Annotated in this window: 15 protein-coding genes and 1 tRNA gene; 10 read left to right on the top strand and 6 right to left on the bottom strand. The window is 66.8% G+C overall.

All coding sequences use genetic code 11. The annotated features are described in order from the left end of the window. The first annotated feature begins 12 nt into the window (after window positions 1-12). From rplI to ACT3UF_RS06170, 5 genes are all read left to right on the top strand, one after another. On the top strand, window positions 13-486 hold the full coding sequence (gene rplI / locus ACT3UF_RS06190) for a 50S ribosomal protein L9 (RefSeq protein ID WP_441444879.1): 474 nt from the start codon (window positions 13-15) through the stop codon (window positions 484-486). 146 nt (window positions 487-632) lie between these two features. Next, window positions 633-1,433 (top strand): hypothetical protein, encoded by an 801-nt coding sequence (locus tag ACT3UF_RS06185; RefSeq protein ID WP_444608158.1) that lies wholly within the window; start codon window positions 633-635, stop codon window positions 1,431-1,433. 55 nt (window positions 1,434-1,488) lie between these two features. Next, window positions 1,489-1,764, top strand: coding sequence for a hypothetical protein (locus ACT3UF_RS06180; RefSeq protein ID WP_441444877.1), 276 nt, complete (start codon window positions 1,489-1,491; stop codon window positions 1,762-1,764). Between the two features lie 70 nt (window positions 1,765-1,834). Next, the gene (locus ACT3UF_RS06175) at window positions 1,835-3,265 is read left to right on the top strand and encodes an amino acid permease (protein ID WP_442332822.1); all 1,431 of its coding nucleotides are present in this window, start codon (window positions 1,835-1,837) and stop codon (window positions 3,263-3,265) included. 129 nt (window positions 3,266-3,394) lie between these two features. Continuing rightward, window positions 3,395-3,478, top strand: a tRNA-Leu gene (locus ACT3UF_RS06170). A 57-nt stretch (window positions 3,479-3,535) separates the two neighbouring features. Here the strand turns inward: ACT3UF_RS06170 and ACT3UF_RS06165 are convergent. After that, window positions 3,536-4,219 (bottom strand): AAA family ATPase, encoded by a 684-nt coding sequence (locus ACT3UF_RS06165; RefSeq protein WP_441444876.1) that lies wholly within the window; start codon window positions 4,217-4,219, stop codon window positions 3,536-3,538. 252 nt (window positions 4,220-4,471) lie between these two features. Here ACT3UF_RS06165 and ACT3UF_RS06160 point away from each other — a divergent pair, with 252 nt between their 5' ends. Further along, a complete protein-coding gene (locus ACT3UF_RS06160) occupies window positions 4,472-5,302 on the top strand; it encodes an alpha/beta fold hydrolase (RefSeq protein WP_444608157.1) in 831 nt (276 codons plus the stop codon). Window positions 5,303-5,392: 90 nt separating this feature from the next. After that, window positions 5,393-6,508, top strand: a complete 1,116-nt coding sequence (locus tag ACT3UF_RS06155; RefSeq protein WP_441444874.1) for a magnesium and cobalt transport protein CorA — start codon at window positions 5,393-5,395, stop codon at window positions 6,506-6,508. A gap of 111 nt (window positions 6,509-6,619) precedes the next feature. On the opposite strand, the gene ACT3UF_RS06150 is transcribed toward ACT3UF_RS06155, so the two are convergent. The 4 genes from ACT3UF_RS06150 to ACT3UF_RS06135 all read right to left on the bottom strand — a co-directional run bounded on the left by ACT3UF_RS06150 (window position 6,620) and on the right by ACT3UF_RS06135 (window position 11,703). After that, entirely contained in the window at window positions 6,620-7,171 is a 552-nt protein-coding gene (locus ACT3UF_RS06150) for an NYN domain-containing protein (protein WP_441444873.1), read from the bottom strand. Window positions 7,172-7,568: 397 nt separating this feature from the next. Beyond that, window positions 7,569-9,506, bottom strand: coding sequence for a hypothetical protein (locus tag ACT3UF_RS06145; RefSeq protein WP_444608156.1), 1,938 nt, complete (start codon window positions 9,504-9,506; stop codon window positions 7,569-7,571). Beyond that, the gene (locus tag ACT3UF_RS06140; protein WP_444608155.1) at window positions 9,503-10,510 is read right to left on the bottom strand and encodes a LacI family DNA-binding transcriptional regulator; all 1,008 of its coding nucleotides are present in this window, start codon (window positions 10,508-10,510) and stop codon (window positions 9,503-9,505) included. The genes ACT3UF_RS06145 and ACT3UF_RS06140 overlap by 4 nt, the downstream gene beginning before the upstream one ends. Continuing rightward, entirely contained in the window at window positions 10,507-11,703 is a 1,197-nt protein-coding gene (locus ACT3UF_RS06135) for a Gfo/Idh/MocA family protein (protein ID WP_444608154.1), read from the bottom strand. Before ACT3UF_RS06135 ends, ACT3UF_RS06140 begins: the two co-directional genes overlap by 4 nt. Before the next feature lie 416 nt (window positions 11,704-12,119). Here ACT3UF_RS06135 and ACT3UF_RS06130 point away from each other — a divergent pair, with 416 nt between their 5' ends. From ACT3UF_RS06130 to ACT3UF_RS06120, 3 genes are all read left to right on the top strand, one after another. Beyond that, the gene (locus tag ACT3UF_RS06130; RefSeq protein WP_444608153.1) at window positions 12,120-13,082 is read left to right on the top strand and encodes an ABC transporter permease; all 963 of its coding nucleotides are present in this window, start codon (window positions 12,120-12,122) and stop codon (window positions 13,080-13,082) included. 104 nt (window positions 13,083-13,186) lie between these two features. Next, a complete protein-coding gene (locus tag ACT3UF_RS06125; RefSeq protein ID WP_444608152.1) occupies window positions 13,187-14,014 on the top strand; it encodes a carbohydrate ABC transporter permease in 828 nt (275 codons plus the stop codon). A 21-nt stretch (window positions 14,015-14,035) separates the two neighbouring features. Beyond that, window positions 14,036-15,688 (top strand): extracellular solute-binding protein, encoded by a 1,653-nt coding sequence (locus ACT3UF_RS06120; RefSeq protein ID WP_444608151.1) that lies wholly within the window; start codon window positions 14,036-14,038, stop codon window positions 15,686-15,688. Between the two features lie 169 nt (window positions 15,689-15,857). Here ACT3UF_RS06120 and ACT3UF_RS06115 read toward each other — a convergent pair whose 3' ends face one another. Further along, a complete protein-coding gene (locus ACT3UF_RS06115; RefSeq protein WP_442332352.1) occupies window positions 15,858-16,919 on the bottom strand; it encodes a Gfo/Idh/MocA family protein in 1,062 nt (353 codons plus the stop codon). Window positions 16,920-16,921 lie beyond the last annotated feature (2 nt).

The following is a 16,921-nucleotide window of genomic DNA, read 5'->3' as shown; positions in this document are numbered from 1 at the left end:
GAAGGGAAACACATGACCACCAAGCTCATCCTCACCAACGAGGTCTCGGGTCTCGGCGCCGCCGGCGATATCGTCGACGTCAAGGACGGCTACGCCCGGAACTTCCTCATGCCCCGCGGTCTCGCGACCCCGTGGACCAAGGGCGGTCAGCGTCAGCTCGACCAGATCCGTGCGGCACGCGGCAAGCGTGCGATCGCCAGCATCGAAGAGGCGCAGGCACTGAAGGCCTCGCTCGAGTCGAAGCCCGTCGTCATCGCCGAGCGCGCCGGCCAGAACGGCCGTCTCTTCGGTGCGGTCTCCTCCAAGGAGGTCGCCGAGGGCGTCAAGGCGATCTTCGACAAGGACATCGACCGTCGCACGGTCGAGTTCGTGGCCCCGATCCGCTCGCTCGGCGAGCACAGGGCAACCGTCCGTCTCCACGAGGACATCTTCGCGAACCTGCTCGTGCAGGTCATCGCGGCGAAGGGCGCTGCAGCCCAGGCCTGATCAGCCCCTCGGCCCTCGGGCCGGCCAGAAGCGTCCCGCACCAGCGATGGTGCGGGGCGCTTCTTTGCATCGACCCTGATGGGGTACGTTCTGCGGGGGACTTGAGCAGCCCGGGACGCCGCACCGCACGAGCAGCAGGGGGACGCATGCGCACGACCCGACGACCATTCTCGGTTCTCGCCGCCGCCGGTGCCGCAGCACTCGCCCTCGCGCTGTCCGGCTGCAGCGGCGGAGGGGACGACGAGGACTCAGCGACTCCTGCGCAGACCACGGCAGCGGCTGCACCGACAGGAGCCGCGACGACGGAGGGGACGGCGACCACCGAAGGCGAGGGTCGTTCGGAGGGATACGTCCCGGTCGGTGAGTTCCCGGTGCTGAGCCTCGCGCCGATGGCCACCGACGACTCCCCCGGGAACGACGTCGCACCGGACCGCCTCGCCGAGATCGCCGCCGGAGTCGCGGGCGTGGAACCGGCGGACGTCACCTGCGAGGACACCCTCAAGGGCGGCAGCAGCAGCCCGGTGGACTGCACCGTCACCTCCACCCAGGACCCGGTCACGGCCTACCCGGTGCTCAGCGGAGTCTCCGGCCAGGAGGACCACTCCCTGGTGGTCGCCGGCCAGCTCGCCCAGGTCCAGGCCGAGATGGTGATGGACACCGAGGTCAGCGTCCACTACGGCCCGACCGCGCTGTTCTTCGACGACCCGGCGCTGCTCGAGCAGGAGGGACTGGTCGAACGGGTCCAGGCCGAGCTCGAGAGCCTCGGCCTGAGCGATACGCTCGAGACCTGCGAAGGCATCGTCGGCGAGAGCACCGGCCACACCGGGGTGCGCTGCACCGGTACCCAGGACGCCAGCCCGGCACCCTTCGAGGCCCAGCTCTACCCCACGCTCTCCGCGAGCGGCGACCCCGTGACCTTCGCCCTGATCCATCGACCTATGCAGTGAGAGCGCTGCAGTGAGAACTCTGCAGTGCGAGCGCTGCAGTCAGAGAGAGGCCCCCATGTTCGGCAGCAGGCAGCAGCAGAAGCAGATCGAGACGCTCCAGGCACGGGTCCGCGACCTCGAGGGACTCGTGGACGAGCTCGCCGCGCGCGCTGGCGTGAGCAGTGCAGAGCTGCGCGAGCTGGAGAGCGGCGTCGGCCCCCGCATGCCTGAGGAGTGCGTGCGCCTGGTCGCCGAGGGTCGGACCATCCAGGCCATCAAGGCGTATCGCGAGCACACCGGCGCGGGTCTCAAGGAGGCCAAGGAGGCGATCGACCGTTACCGCGGGGCGTGAGCTCCCCGCAATGATGTGACTCGGATCGGCCGGGCGTGAGGGCGCGACTCGCGGGGGCTACGCTCGAGCGGTGACTTCTCCACCCCGTGACACCGTGTCCACGCCTCACGGCTCCCTCGCACGATCCCTCGGCCACGGCCAGATGGCCATGATCGCCATGGGCTCCGCGCTCGGCACCGGCCTGTTCCTCGGTTCCGGCGAAGCGATCGGCATCGCCGGCCCTGCGGTGATCATCTCCTTCGCGCTCGGCTCCCTGATCGCCGCCACCGTCGCGCTGGCGATGGGGGAGATGGCCTCCCGCCATCCCGTGCGCGGCGGCTTCGGCACCCTCGCCGCCCACTACCTCTCCCCGTTCTGGGGCTATCTCACCCGGTGGCTGTACTGGATCGTCACGGTGTGCGTGACCGGGGCGGAGCTGGTGGCCTGCGCCGCCTACCTCGCCTACTGGGTGCCGGCGATCCCGATCTGGGCCGGGATCCTGCTGTTCGCCGCGCTGATCATCGCGATCAACCTCATCAGCGTCGGCTCCTTCGGCATCGTGGAGTTCTTCCTGTCCTCCATCAAGGTGATCGCCGTCTTCGTCTTCATCCTGGTCGGTGCGGTGCTGGTGCTCTTCGGCCTGCCGGACACCCCCGCACCCGGGCTCGCCCAGCTCACGGCCGACGGAGGCTTCGCCCCGAACGGCTGGGCGCCGGTGTGGATCGCGCTGTCAGTCGTGATGTTCTCCTTCGGTGGCATCGAGCTGCTGTCGATCACTGCCGCTGAAGCCAAGGACCCGGCCCGTTCCATCCGGACCGCCGCGCGCACCACCGTGGTCCGACTGTCCTTCTTCTATGTGTTCTGCATCGCGATCGTGCTGTGCCTGGTGCCGTGGCGCACCGCCGCCGGCACCGGCGAGGACGTCGCCACCTCCCCTTTCGTGATGGTCTTCGACCAGCTCGGCATCCCCGGCGCCGCCCACATCACCAACCTGCTGGTGCTCATCGCTGCTCTGTCGGCGGCCAATGCGAATCTCTACGCCGGCAGCCGGATGATCCACTCCCTGGCCGTGGATCGCCTGGCACCCCGCTTCGCCGCCCGCACCACGAAGCACCGGGTTCCCGTGGTCGGCATCGCCCTGAGCTCGGTGGGCCTGCTCGGTGCGGCTCTGCTGAACCTCAGCGGCGTGGGCGGCGTCTTCGGTTACATGATGAGCCTGGTGGTGTTCGCCGTGATCCTGGTCTGGGCGCTCATCCTGTGCACCTTCATCGCCTACCGGCGGCGGCACGTCACCGGCGCCACCTTCCACATGCCGGGCGGGATCGGGAGCGCGATCGTCGGCCTGGTGGGACTCGCGGCGGTCTTCGCGACCATCACGGTGCGGCCGAGCATGCAGATCGCCGCGATGGTGGGCGTCCCCGCGGTGCTCGCGGCGACGGTGCTCTACATCGCTGTGGCCCGCCGTCGCATCGACCCGGCGGACATCGAGGAGGCCTTCGCCGAGGCGGAATCGATGCGCTGAGCCGAGCTCACACCTGCCGGGACGTGGCGTTCGTTACTGTGCGGGGCGTCGGCTTGGGCTGAAGGTACTGCAGGGGTAACCTAGTGGAATCTTCGGTCTTGGTGACTAGAGTCCCGGTGCCGAAGGAATGCGCAAGTGGCGGAATTGGTAGACGCGCACGGTTCAGGTCCGTGTGCCGGAAACGGCGTGGGGGTTCAAGTCCCCCCTTGCGCACCGCAGGAATTACCCCGGTTCATCGAGATGAACCGGGGTTCTTCATGTCCGCGTCGGTCAGGAATCCAGCCTGCCGGCGCGCTCCACGGCATGGACGATGGCCTCCACCGCGGTGGCCTGGGGGATGCGACTGGTGTTGATCATGAGGTCGTAATGCACCGGCTCTCGCGGATCCCAGCCATAGAGTGAGGTGGACATGTCGGTGCGCACCTTGTCGTCCTGCCGGCGGCGCTTCTCCGCCTGCTGCAGGGAGATCCCCGCCAGCTCTGCCGTCCGCGCCACGCGGCTCTCGGCAGCATCGGTGAGCAGGACGTGCAGGGTGCGGGGCCGGTTGGCGAGGATCTTGGTCGCGTTGCGGCCGACGATGACGCCGCCCTCTTCGCCGTAGCGGCGCACTGTGGCGTTGTTGTCGTCGATGAGCTCGCGCTTATCGCGCTGTGCGTCGACGTACTCCATCCCGTCCCCGCCGCCGAAGGCGCCGCCCATCGCTGCGAGCACCTGCGAGAGGTTGACCCGGCTCTGGATCGTCTGCGCGGTGGCGGACTGGTCCTGCGGTGCGCCCTCCGCCTCGATGTCCTCCGAGCTGAATGCCTGCGCGTGATACGGAAGTCCCAGCCGCTCGGCGACGGCGCGACCGACCGCATCCGCACCCGAGCCGTACTCCTCCCAGATCGTCACCACCGGCCGACGTGAACCATCGGGACCTGGAGTGCTGGACGGATCGGATGCGTGCGGGCTCATGGACACCTCCGTCAGAGGTGTCGTTCACATTATACGGTGGATATGGCAGAGGAGGCCTCAATTGTCAGGACAGAAGAACTCGGGTGGGCGCTACGATCGAGCGGGGTCCGGCCTTTCGATCGTGCAGGGCCCGGCGTCGGTCGCGCAGACCAGGATCCCGGTGCGGCTGATCTGGCGTGACCGCAGTCCAGCATCGGCGGGAGACGAGGACGACGGGCAGAAGGTGCGGCGAGGACGGGGCATCATGGCCACATGAGTCCTGACGCCCACTCCACTGCCGCTGAGTTCTCCCTCGTGGGCCACGGCGGCACCCTCGCGGGCCGTGCCTGGACCCGCCCCGCCCCACGCCGGGTTGCCGTGCTCTCTCACGGCTACGGCGAGCACACGGGCCGTTATGACTGGGTCGCTGCCCAGCTGCAGGCGGCGGGCGCTGCGGTCTATGCCGCCGACCACCTCGGCCATGGCCGCAGCGATGGCCAGAGGGTGCTGATCAGCGACTACGCGCCGGTGGTCGACGATCTCGACCTAGTGGTCCAGCATGCCGCCTCCCAGCATCCCGGAATGCCGGTCGTGCTGATCGGCCACTCCATGGGCGGGATGATCGCCGCCCGCTACACCCAGCTGCACTCGGACTCCCTTGCGGCGACCGTACTCTCCGGCCCGGTGCTCGGCTCCTGGGCCACCGTGGACGAGTTGCTCGCGCTCGACGAGATCCCGTCGACGCCGATCGACCCCGGCACGCTGTCCCGTGACCCTGCCGTGGGCGAGGCCTACGTCGCAGACCCGCTGGTGTGGCACGGCGACTTCGCCCGGCCCACCCTCGAGGGCCTGCAGCAGGCGATGGCCACGATCGACGAGGTCGGCAGCGTGGGCGAGCATCCGCTGCTTTACCTGCACGGCGAGGCGGACCGTCTGGTGCCCCTCCCCGCCAGCTGGGAGGGGCTGAACTCGTTGCGGGGCCCGCAGACCTTCGTGAAGACCTACCCCGGTGCCCAGCACGAGATCTTCCACGAGACCAATCGCGATGAGGTCATCGCGGACGTGATCGGCTTCATGGAGGGTGTGGTCACGCTGCCGGCGTGATCGCCACGATCACGACCCGGTCGCCACGAGCGCCACGCCCGGGACGATGTATGACGACTCCCTGTGGGGAGAGGAAAGAGGAGTAGAGGGATGTCTGTGCGACGACTCGGCCCGTCCAGGAAACGCCGCCCCGATCGGGCCCGTGCGCACGCGGACGGGCGTACCCAGCACAGCGGCGATGCGGCGCCAACGACCCGCTACGTCGCCGGAGGCCTCCCCAGCCGCCAGCCCGACGGGGACTCGATAGCCGATGCCCTGGCATTCTCGCGCGCGGCCCCGGACCGGATGGTGATGTTCTTCTATCCGCGGCCAGACCGCGAGCAGGTGATGGAGCTCGGCGATTCCTGGGACCTGCACCCCCTGCTGCTCGAGGACCTGCTCAACGCGCATCAGCGTCCGAAGCTCGAGCGGTACGGCGACGTCCTGTTCCTGGTGGTGCGCTCGGCCCGCTACGTAGATGCCGAGGAGGAGGTCGACTTCGCGGAGTTCCATCTGCTGCTGCGACCCGGCGCTGTGGCGGTGCTGTGCCAGGACGGGACCTGGATCGACGGCACCCCGGGCCCGCAGCTGGACGACGAGCATCCGCTGACCTCGACCCGTCGGGAGCGCACGGTGCTCGAGGATGTCAATCTCCTGGAGCTTGGCCCGGAGGCCGTGCTCTACCGGGTGCTCGATACGATCGTCGACGGCTACGACCCCGTGCTGAAGGGTCTCCGGGTCGACCAGGAGCAGATCGAGCGGCAGGTGTTCAGCGGCGATGCCGCGGTCGCCGAGCGGATCTATCGGCTCAGCCAGGAGGTCATCGACATGCAGCAGGTGATCTCCTCGTTGCGCGACGTGATCGACGATCTCCAGGCCGGCTTCGGGAAGTACGAGATCCGCGGCGAGCTGCAGGCCTACCTCGACGACGTCGGCGACCACCTGGCGCGGGCCGCATCGCACGTGCGGGACCTGCGTGATGCCCTCTCCCAGATCCTTGACGTCAACGCGACCCTGGTCGCGCAGCGCCAGAACGAGGACATGAAGAAGATCTCCGGCTGGGCCGCCATCCTCTTCGCTCCCACGCTGATCGGTGCCATCTACGGCATGAACTTCGACGACATGCCCGAGCTGCACTGGGCGTACGGCTATCCGATGGCGATCGGGATGATGATCGCCCTCGGCGTGCTGCTCTTCGTAATCTTCAAGCGCAGCAAGTGGATGTGAGCAGGTTTCACTCGCAAGGAGCTGATCATCCGTGTGACCTGCTCGTGTGATGCACCGGTACGTGACGCGGACATCTCCACGTGCGGCAGCCCCGGCTGACTCTGCGGGGCCTCAGATGAACTCGAGCGGATCGAACTCGTCGATGTTGATGATCCGCACCCGAGGCAGCCGGCTCGTGAACGCGGCGACGTCGTACTCGAGGTCGTGGAACTCGATCCCCGGGATGTCCTGGAGATCTGCTGCCATGAACTCGCGGAAACCGACGAGTGCGGTGCGCCGCCCGGCCGTCGCGGCCAGGTTCTCCATCTGGGGGACGAAGTCCTTGTCGTGGCTGACCAGCATGACGTCCGCCGGACGGGCCAGCAGCGCCTCCGCAGTGCGCTGGATCGCGATGTCCACGACCTTGCCCTCACCGCGCAGCGGGACGGGCTTGTAGCCCATGGCGATCAGCGCCTGGACGAAGCCGGAGGGCAGGCTGTCCTCCACGGCCAGGAAGAAGAGCCCCTTCACCTCCTGCTGCCACGACATCTCCGCGTGGTGGAGCAGCTTGTTCCATCGCGGACGCTCGTCGGGCTGGGGGCGTCGGCCGAGGACCGAGACCCCGAGCGTGGCGTCGATGTTCTCGCCGTCCACCAGGAGGTACGTGGTGCGTTCTTCCGTCATGGGTCGACCTTACGCGCTTCCCTGACGAGGTATGTCCTTCCTAGGCAGCGCCTGCGGGGTCCGGATGCTCGTGTAGCTGCCGGCGGCACTGATCGGCGGCATCGAACCGACCGCTCCGATCGGCAGGGATGAGCCGATCCCGTGGCTCCACCCCGATGACTTGGGGGAGAGGACCGATTGTTCGGAACCGGGCCCTGAGCACGTAGGTCGTCCAGCTGACAACAGCGATCGAGGTGACGGACCTCATCGAGCCGCTCTTGCACAGGTGCAGTGTGTCAGTGCGTCGAGCACGTGTCAGGCGTCGCCGATCGGGTCGGGCCTGGCGGTGACCTGCTGGCCGTCGAGGCTGATGGTGGCGTTCTGCAGCGATCCGCCGGGGGCGGGGTGATCGTGTCGATTAGGGACCGATCCACTGCGACTGCGCGGGAGCGGCGCCTCGGATCGACTCGGCCAGAGGGATGGTCAATCTCCCTGTCCCGGAGCTGAGGATCCAGGACTCGCCGCGGCCAGCAGTTCCGTACGGGGACTCCAGCCGTGGATGCGGCTCTGGATGCTGCAGCTCTCCGTCGATCGTGACCTGTCCCGGCCACGACACGAGCAGTGCCGCCCCGTTCGCGTCGCGCAGCTGGATCGATCCGTCCAGCCGCTGCTGCGGCGCCATTCCTTGCACTTGTGTGGCAAAGGAGGCGAGTGCTGATTCCTGGTCAGGGGCTCGTTGTGCGGCGACGTCGCTCGTAAAGCAGATCCAGCTTGCGTCGGGGGAGAGGGTACGCAGTTCGATTGCCCCATCGTCCGGTCCGGTCAGGTCCATCTCCGCGCACTCTGCAGAGCACCAGAGCCCGACCAGTCCCTGGCCCAGGCTGCCGATCCACCAGGATCCGGCTCGCGCTGAGAAGTCCAGCGCGTTCTCGGGCCATCGCACATGGGAGTACGCCAGCTTCTGGTGGGCCAATCCTCTATAGGTGACGACCATCAGGTCATCTCGCTGAACCGCTGCGGGCAGCAGGGAGTTACCGTTCCACCAGCCCGGACGGTCCGTGTCTTCCAGCGATCCCGGTGCCGTGGAGAACACTTGCGCCTCCGGGCCGAGTGTCGCCTGCCAGACGTGCTGCTGGTAGCCGGGTGCCCCGGGACGAAACACCTGGGCGCTGGAGAGAGTCGCCCCCGGCCGCCGGTGGGTGGTCACCTCGACGGAGGAGAGCGCATGGCGGTCCCGATGGGGATCAACGATCCTGCCGTGCTCGGAGACCTGCTGCTCGTACTGCTGTCGGTAAAATTCCGGTGGCGTGTCCAGTCGCTGCCCGTAGCGGGTGCAGACGTCCGCTGAAGCGCTCCAGACACCCGGATGCCCGAACTCCCCGAGTGCCCAGAAGACCCGTGCGCGCTCCTCGGCGCTCTCGCCTACGCCGAGCTCCCCAGCGTCTTCGACGTCGAAGCTCATCCGGGCGCGGATCGTCTCCGGCCCCTCCGCACGCCCCAGGTCCTCGAGGATCGCAGGAGGTGTGTAGAGCGAGGTCGCCAGCGCGACGGTGCCCACACTGCAGGGATCCGGTTCCTGCTCCCCACCCCAGAGCAACCACGAGATCGAGGCGGCTCCGGAGTCCCGGGAGTCCCGGAGGGTGCGCGGGTAGATCCGGCCCTGGCTCGCCACCAGGGCGCCGTCGCGGGAGTGGAGTGCCAGCTCCACGAGCATGACGTCCAACAGGTCTCCGGCCAACGCACTCAGCGAACTGTCCTGCGCGAAGTCGTAGGTGTTCAGCAGGGCCATGAGGTGGTGCTCGATGTAGGTGGAGGAGAGCCATTCGCTCCATCCGGTCTGTGCGCGATGCAGGCACCATTCGCGCAGCGTCGCCTCGCCGTGCTGGCGATGCTCCGCGCCGCTCATCGCCGTGAGGCGGAAGGTGGTGTTCGGATGCCCTTGGCCGGCGATCATCTCCGCACTGTGGAAGAGTGCACGATGATTCTCGGTGTGGAAGCACATCGCATCCTCGCCGGGCTGGTCCCACCAGTAGCGGAATCCTGTCGCCGCGCGCTCGAGCGCCGTGCGCTCAGAGGGGGAGAGGCGTGCGGCCGAGAGGGGATGCCGGAGCAGACGGAGGACACCGCCGAGGGTGAAGTCGGCGCAGTCGATCCGGGAGTCGATGATCGTGAGAGCGTCCTCGATGACCTCAGGTTCCCCCGGGGAGCCGACGACACGTCGGGCGATCTCCCCGAAAATTGCGGTGCGGCCCCGTACGTCACGGGTGACCTCGGCCGAGCTCGCGAGATACGCACGTCGACGCTCGTGATAGCCGGGGACGGTGGCCCGGTCTCGATGCCGGGAGCCGATCGTCACTGGCTCGGCCTGGGCGGGCAGCCGCAGCTGGAGCGCAGGACCAGCTCGGGCACGAGGCGGATCACCTCCGAGGTGGCCTCGGTGGTCAGCAGGTCGAAGGCGTGGCGCACCATCTCGTCCACGGGCTGGGTGACCGAGGTGATCGGCGGGATGGAGAAGCGTGTCTCCTGGGTGCCGTCGAAGGACACCAGGGCGATGTCCTCCGGGACGCGGACTCCGCCCTCATGCAGCCCGAGCATCACGCCGGTCGCCAGCTCGTCCGAGGCGACGAACAGCGCTGAGGGTTGGTCAGACAGAGCTGTGAGCTCATGCGCGGCCCGGTAGCCCGCCTCTCGGGAGTAGACGGCCTCGATCGACGGGCCTTCCGGGAGCCTGAACGACTCCAGGGAGTCGTGCCAACCGCGCCATCGTGTCTCCTGGGGACCGACCGGGCCGATGTATCCGATCGACTGGTGCCCATGGCCCACCAGGTGCTCCACGGCGAAGCGGGCTCCGCGGTACCGGTCGACGTTCACCGAGCGCATGCCGACGACGTCGGCGGGTTGGTTGAGCAGAATCGTGGGGATGCCGGAACGCCCTAGCGCGGCCAGATCCGTCGCGGGGACCTCGTTGGAGATCATGACGGCATCGATCGACTGATGGGAGACCCGGCTGACCGCCTCCACGATGCTCTCGTCGGCGGACGTCACGATGACGACGGAGAGGCCGCGCGCCCGGGCCTCGGCCTCGACGCGATCGGTGAGCCAGGCGAAGAAGGGGTTGCTCACGCCGGGTGCGATGAGGCAGATCTGCGAGGTCGTCCCCAGATTCAGCGCGCGGGCCGAGGCGTTGGGACGATAGCCGAGCATCTGCACGGCTTCGAGCACTCGCCGGCGCGTGTCCTCTGCGACCGGGCGCGGGCCGTTGTTGAGGACATAGCTGACCACGGCCGTGCTCACGCCGGCGAAGCGAGCCACGTCGGCACGGGTCACACGTCGGGCAGAGACGTCGGGGGAGTCGGTCACGCTGGAGCATTCCCCAGGTCGTCGATGGGCAGGCGCTCGCCGCCACGCATCGCGGATTCGTGGGCGACGATGCCTGGCAGGGTGAAGCGAGCGGCCACCCAGGCGTTGATGGCCGGATGGCGATTCTCCCCCACCGCACTGATGAACTCATGCACGAGAAGATGATGCGCACCTTCGTGACCGTTCGGCAAGCCGGTGAGCTCTGCGGGTAGAGCGCTGGTGTCGTGCACCGCGGCGTGACCGGAGATGAAGGCATCCCGGAGCTCCGGCGCGACGTGAGCGAGGGAGGGGTCGTCATGGCTCATGGTGCTCTCGGTGCGGATGAGGTCCGAGACGTCGGTGACCTCCCGTTTGTCCTGCCACACGGAGGTCGTGGCCAGCTGCTCGAAGCTGCCGTCGGTCCCGAAGAAGCGGAATCGGGACTCGCGGATGTGCGAGGGGTACCCGACCCGACGCATCTCATTCGTGCGCACCGCGCCGCCATCCGCCATCTCGAACAGTGCTGTCGCGTTGGAGATGTCGTTGTCCCAGATGCTGACCTCGCGGTCGAAGACGCCGTCCCTCAGGTGGTCGCGCATTCCGAGGCAGCTGACTGAGACGGCATGGCTCGGCCAGGCTCCGAGCACGCCGCCGAGGGCGTGAGTTGGGTACATCATCGGTGGGTAGCTGGCGGTGGAGCGCCACTCCTCCCCTCCCGAGTACCGGTAGGCGTCGTAGAACCCCAGGTCCATGTCGTGGACGTAGTCGCCCTCGGCATAGAAGAGCCGACCGAACTCGCCGGCGCCCGCTTTGGTGCGTGCGAAGACGGTCGCCGGGTTGTAGTAGCTGGTCTCGCCCATCATGTAGGTGAGTCCGGTCTCCTGGACCGCCGCGATGATGTCGGTGATCTCTTCGCGGGAGATCGCCATCGGGACCGCTGAGTAGACATGCTTACCGGCTCGGAGCGCGGCGACCACGAGGGGGCCGTGAGTCCACCGTTGAGTGAAGATCGCGACCGCATCGATGTCGGAGGCGAGCATCGCGTCGAAGTCCGCGACGGTTCCGTCCAGGCCTTCGCGCTCTACCAGCGCCTCTGCGCGTTCGGGCAGCAGGTCCGTCGTGAGGATCCGATCGATTCCGGGGTGAGCCTTGAACAACCGGGCGAAATGCCCGGAGAACTGACCCGCACCGACGATTCCCAGTGAGAACGTCATCGTTTCCTCATCTCTGCAATGACCTGGCGTGCCGGATGCGACACGCCCCAAGTCTACTCGTGCACCAAGGTGAGATCGCAAGGTCTAGGACGATTCTGGAGGCGTGGAGCGAGGGGTGTCAAGTCCATGCAGCCCCGCTTTGACCTTTTGAAAGAACTTATGACCTCTACGTATGAGGCAGCGATGTCTCGTCGACTGCTGTGGCGATCGACATTCAGGATTGATTCCGCCAGTCCTCTTGCATCCCAAAATCTACGCGTGTAGATTCTCGTCGCAACGACCGACGGCGCACCCGCTCGATGTCGGCATCGACCTGCTTTCGACGAGGAGGGCACATGGTCCAGGATCACTTGACGGTCGCTGGCAAGGACGATCAATCACCCGGCGTGAGCACGAGCACGAGCACGAGCACGAGCATGAGCATGGCGCCTCGTGCCGAGCGCTCACCGAGACCGCCGCAGGCCGGCGGCTCCCGAGGCCGTCGACGTTTTGTGCGGGACTTCCCGCTGATCCTGCTCGGGATCCCCGGCATGCTCCTGCTGCTGACGTTCCACTACTTCCCGCTGCTGGGGAACGTGATCGCCTTTCAGGACTATCAGCCGTACCTTGGGATCGGAGACAGCGACTGGGTCGGCTTCGAGAACTTCGCGGTCATCGTCAACGGAGACGAAGCATTCCTCAACGCCCTGAAGAACACGCTGGTCCTGCTGTTCCTCCAGGTCGTTGTCGTCTTTCCGGCGCCGATCGTGCTCGCTCTGATTCTGAACAGCCTGATGTCCGAGCGGTGGAAGCGGCTCGTGCAGTCGATCCTCTACTTGCCCCACTTCCTGTCCTGGGTGATCGTGGTGGCACTGTTCCAGTCCCTGCTCGGCGGCAGCGGAATGATCAACACCTGGCTGCGGGCGAACGGTCACGCAACGTTCGACCTGATCGGGAGCTCGGACCTTTTCAAGCTCCTCCTGACAAGCCAGATCATCTGGAAGGACACCGGCTGGGCCACGATCCTCTTCCTCGCCGCCCTCTCCCAGATCTCGGCAGAGCTGTACGAGGCGGCGAGCGTCGACGGCGCGAGCCCCCTGCGGCAGATCTGGCACGTCACCCTGCCGGGCATCCGGGGAATCGTCATCCTGCTGCTCATCCTGCGGCTCGGGGATGCCCTCACCGTCGGGTTCGAGCAGATCATCCTCCAACAGGGCCCGGTGGGCATAGGGGTGAGCGAAGTCCTCGACACCTACGTCTACAACCAGGGGATCCTCGGCGGTCAATGGGGTGTCGCCGCAGCAGTAGGCCTGGTCAAAGGCATTGTCGGCGTCGTCCTGGTGATCGGGGCGAACAAACTCGCGCACATCTTCGGAGAGGACGGGATCTACCGCTCATGAGTTCACAGCAGTTCGAACGAGCTCGGAGCCGGCCTGCAGGTCGCCGTCGGAGCTCGCTGCACGGGGCGAGGCCGAACAGTGCAGTCCGTGCCCTCAAGGGCGTCGTGCTCACCATCGCCTGCGTGCTCGTGATCATTCCCTTCACCGGGGTGATCTCGACGAGCATCGCGAGTCCGGAGGCAGTGGCGAAGGCCGGAGGGTTCGTCCTGATCCCCGATGGGATCAATCTCGATGCCTACCGTGCGATCTTCGCCGGAGGTGTCGTCTCCCGGGCGGTGCGGATCAGCATCGGCGTGACGGTGGTCGGCACCGCGATCAGCCTCGCCGTCACGACGATGCTGGCGTACTCGCTGAGCCGGCGGGGGAGCGTCGGGCAGCGCCCGATGCTGTTCTTGGTTCTCGGCGCGATCCTCTTCGGACCCGGCATGATTCCGACCTACCTGGTGGTGCGGTCGCTGGGGCTGCTCGACAGCTACTGGGCGCTGATCCTGCCCACCGCGGTCAGCGCGTTCAACGTGATCGTGGTCCGCTCGTTCTTCATGGCCATCCCGCAGGAGCTGATCGACAGCGCACGTGTGGACGGCGCCTCCGAATGGCGCACCTTCACGCGCATCGTCCTCCCGCTGTCGAAGGCGGCGCTTGCCGTCATCGGCCTGTTCTACGCCGTCGGGTATTGGAACGCCTTCTTCACCGCGCTCCTCTATATGAACGACACCTCGAAGTGGCCGCTCCAGCTGGTGCTGCGCACGTACGTCGTCGACGGATCGTCGCTCAGCACCAGTCAGCTGAGCGCCATGGACGGTGCCTTCCCACCGCAGCAATCCATCCAGATGGCGATCCTCGTGGTCTCCGTCGTTCCGATCCTCATCGTCTACCCGTTCCTACAGAAGCACTTCGCCAAGGGAGTGCTCACCGGTGCAGTCAAGGGTTAAGACTGCAGAAGGAGTCACCGCATGTCATCCATTCACCGCCATCATCCTCACTCGCCATCCCGACGAGGCTTCCTGCGCGGCACAGCTGCCATCGGAGCCGGCAGCGCGATAGGGGCCGGTGCACTGAGCGCCTGCTCCTCCGATAGCCCGGAAGAGGCCGCCGTCGCAAACTCCAAGGTCGCCCTGCCGACCTATGCGCGCCTGGAAGGAGTCACTCCCGATCTTCAAGGCGACGGCGAGCAGACCGCAGACGGCTACCTCACCTATCCGACGGATCTGGTCACCACGGTCTCCGAAGCGCCGGGGGACGGTTCGGAGATCACAGCCTTCCTGGCCACCTCCGCGCCGCCGCCGGCGGTGAGGGACCGGAATTCGTTCTGGCAGGCGATCGAAGGAGAACTGAACGCCCAGCTCGGCCTCTCCATCATTCCGGCGGGCGAGATGAACGACAAGTTCGCAACGGTCGTCGCCAGCGGGGATCTTCCGGATGTCGTCCAGGTCTGGACAACACCGACCCCCAAGGCCGATCTGATGTCTTCCGTGTTCCAGGACATTACCGAACTGGTCTCGGGTGATGCCGTCCTCGACTATCCGCGGCTGGCGAACCTGCCCACCGAATCGTGGAAGCACTGCGTCTTCAACGGAGCGATCCATGGGATCCCGATCCCTCGAGGGAGCATGTCGAGCCTGTGCGTCTTCATGCGCAAGGACCTGCTGCGCACGCTCGGCGTGGAGGCTGCGCCCGCGACAATCGACGAGATGCTTGCACTCAGCGAGGAGATCACGGACACCCGCAGCAACCGGTGGGCCTTCGCCGACATCCCCATGGCGACGATCCAGATGATGCACGGGCTGCCGAACGCGTGGAGCCTCGAGGACGGTGCCTTCGTCAGCGCCTATGAGCATCCGGCGATGCAGGATGCCCTCTCCGATGCGAAGAGATTCCTCGACGCCGGAGTGATCCACCCAGACAACTTCAACTCGAACGTCGGCACGCTCGCCAAGCAGTGGTTCAACCAGGGGTCCGCCCTCTTCACCCAGGACACCTACCCGGCGATGCAGGGCTTCTACCGGGAGAACACCGCGGGAGAGAGCTTCGAGGTCGAGCTCATGAGGTTCGGAGGTGCCACCGGTGGGGAACCCACCACCTGGCTCGGCAACCCCACCCACAGCGTCATCGGCCTGAAGAAGGGCGATCTGGAACGTTCCCGAATGGTTCTCCGCGTCCTCGACTACCTCGCCGCGCCCATGGGAACCAGCGAGCACCAGATGGTGAATTTCGGGATCGAGGGGGAGACCTTCGAGATGGCTGACGGCGCTCCGACGCTCACGTCGATGGGGCAGCAGGAGATCGGACTGGGGCTGAACTACCTCGGCGCCCCGCCGCAGGCCTTCTTCCTCGAGCACCAGCCGGACACTACGCAGATGGAATTCGAGCATCAGGCGTGGATGGTCGAGCACGGCGTCCTGAATCCCGCCCTCGGTCTCCCGTCGGATACCAGGGATCGACAGGGCGAGCAGCTCGGCAAGAAGATGGGCGACATCCAGCGGGAGATTTTGCAGGGGAAGCTGCCAGTGGCCGAGTGGGAGCAGGCTGTGGCCGACTGGCGGGAGGATGGCGGCGAGACGATGAGGGAGGAGCTCCGGGCTGCCGCTGAGGCGTCGGCGGCCTAGCGCGGGCGCCGTCAGCCCTTGCGCCTCGTGCTCCTCCCAGCCGCACTGCGCGCCGGAGGATGTGCGGGACGGGATGCCGGAAGAGGACGAGCCGGGGAACGGGAGATTCTGGGTCTTGCACCCATGGAACTCCACATTCCCCGGCTCGCGGGGGACCTTGTACGTCTCGTCAGACGAGAGAGATCTCCCGACCCGCCGCTGCCGACTCGTAGATCGCCTCCAGGATGCGCACGATCTCGACCCCGTGCCACGCCGGGGCGATCGACTCCGCACGGCCCAGCGAAGCATCCACGAAGTTCTGGATCTCGTTGGCGAAGCCAGTGCCGAGCTCGAAGGTACGCGAGGCGATCTGCGGCTCGATGTTCACCACCGAGTCATGCATCTCGGTGGCGATATGGAGCGCGGGCTCGAGCACCGCGCCGCCCTTCTCGCCGTATACCGAGACATCGATCGAATCCTTGGTGGCATGCAGCGAGTACGAGCAGTCCAGCAGCAACGAGGCGCCGTTCTCGAAACGGATCACCGCATTGGCGAGATCCTCGACGGTGTTCCTGCTGGGGTCGTAGTCGGCGACCTTGTAGCGGGGCATCGTGGTGACGTTCCCGCGGCTGCCCAGCTTGTCGTAGGTGTTGCCGCTGACCGAGACCACCTTGGGGCTGCCCATCAGGTACCAGCAGAGGTCGAGCACATGGATGCCGATGTCCAGCAGCGGGCCGCCGCCGGAGATCTCCTTGTCCGCGAACCAGCCTCCGGGATTGCCCACCCGGCGAATGCAGCTGGCCTTGGCGTAGTAGATCTCACCCAGCTCCTCCGCGTCGATGAACGACTTCAGCACCTGGCAGTTCGGGGAATGGCGGCGCACGAAGCCGACCTGCACCACCCGGTCGCTCGCCTCGACCGCCTGCTGGATCTGCTCGGCCTCCGCGAGGGTGCGGGCGATCGGCTTCTCCACCAGCACATGCTTGCCCGCCTCGATGGCGGCGATCGCCCAGGAGGCGTGCGAGTTGTTCCAGGTGCAGATGGAGACGCCGTCGATCTCGGGGTCGGCGAGCAGCTCCTGCGGATCGGCGTACGCACGTCGGGCGCCGAACTCATCGGCCACGGACTGCGCCCGCTCGAGATTCATGTCAGCGACCGCGATCAGCTCGACATCGGGATTCTTCGAATACGCGGTGAGGTGGCACTGGGCGATGCTGCCGGCGCCGATGACGCCGACTCGGAACTTTGACATGG

Origin of the sequence: Brachybacterium sp. AOP24-D1-21, assembly GCF_052378665.1 — a bacterium.
Lineage (GTDB): Bacteria > Actinomycetota > Actinomycetes > Actinomycetales > Dermabacteraceae > Brachybacterium.
This window is presented reverse-complemented; position numbering and strand designations above follow the sequence as displayed.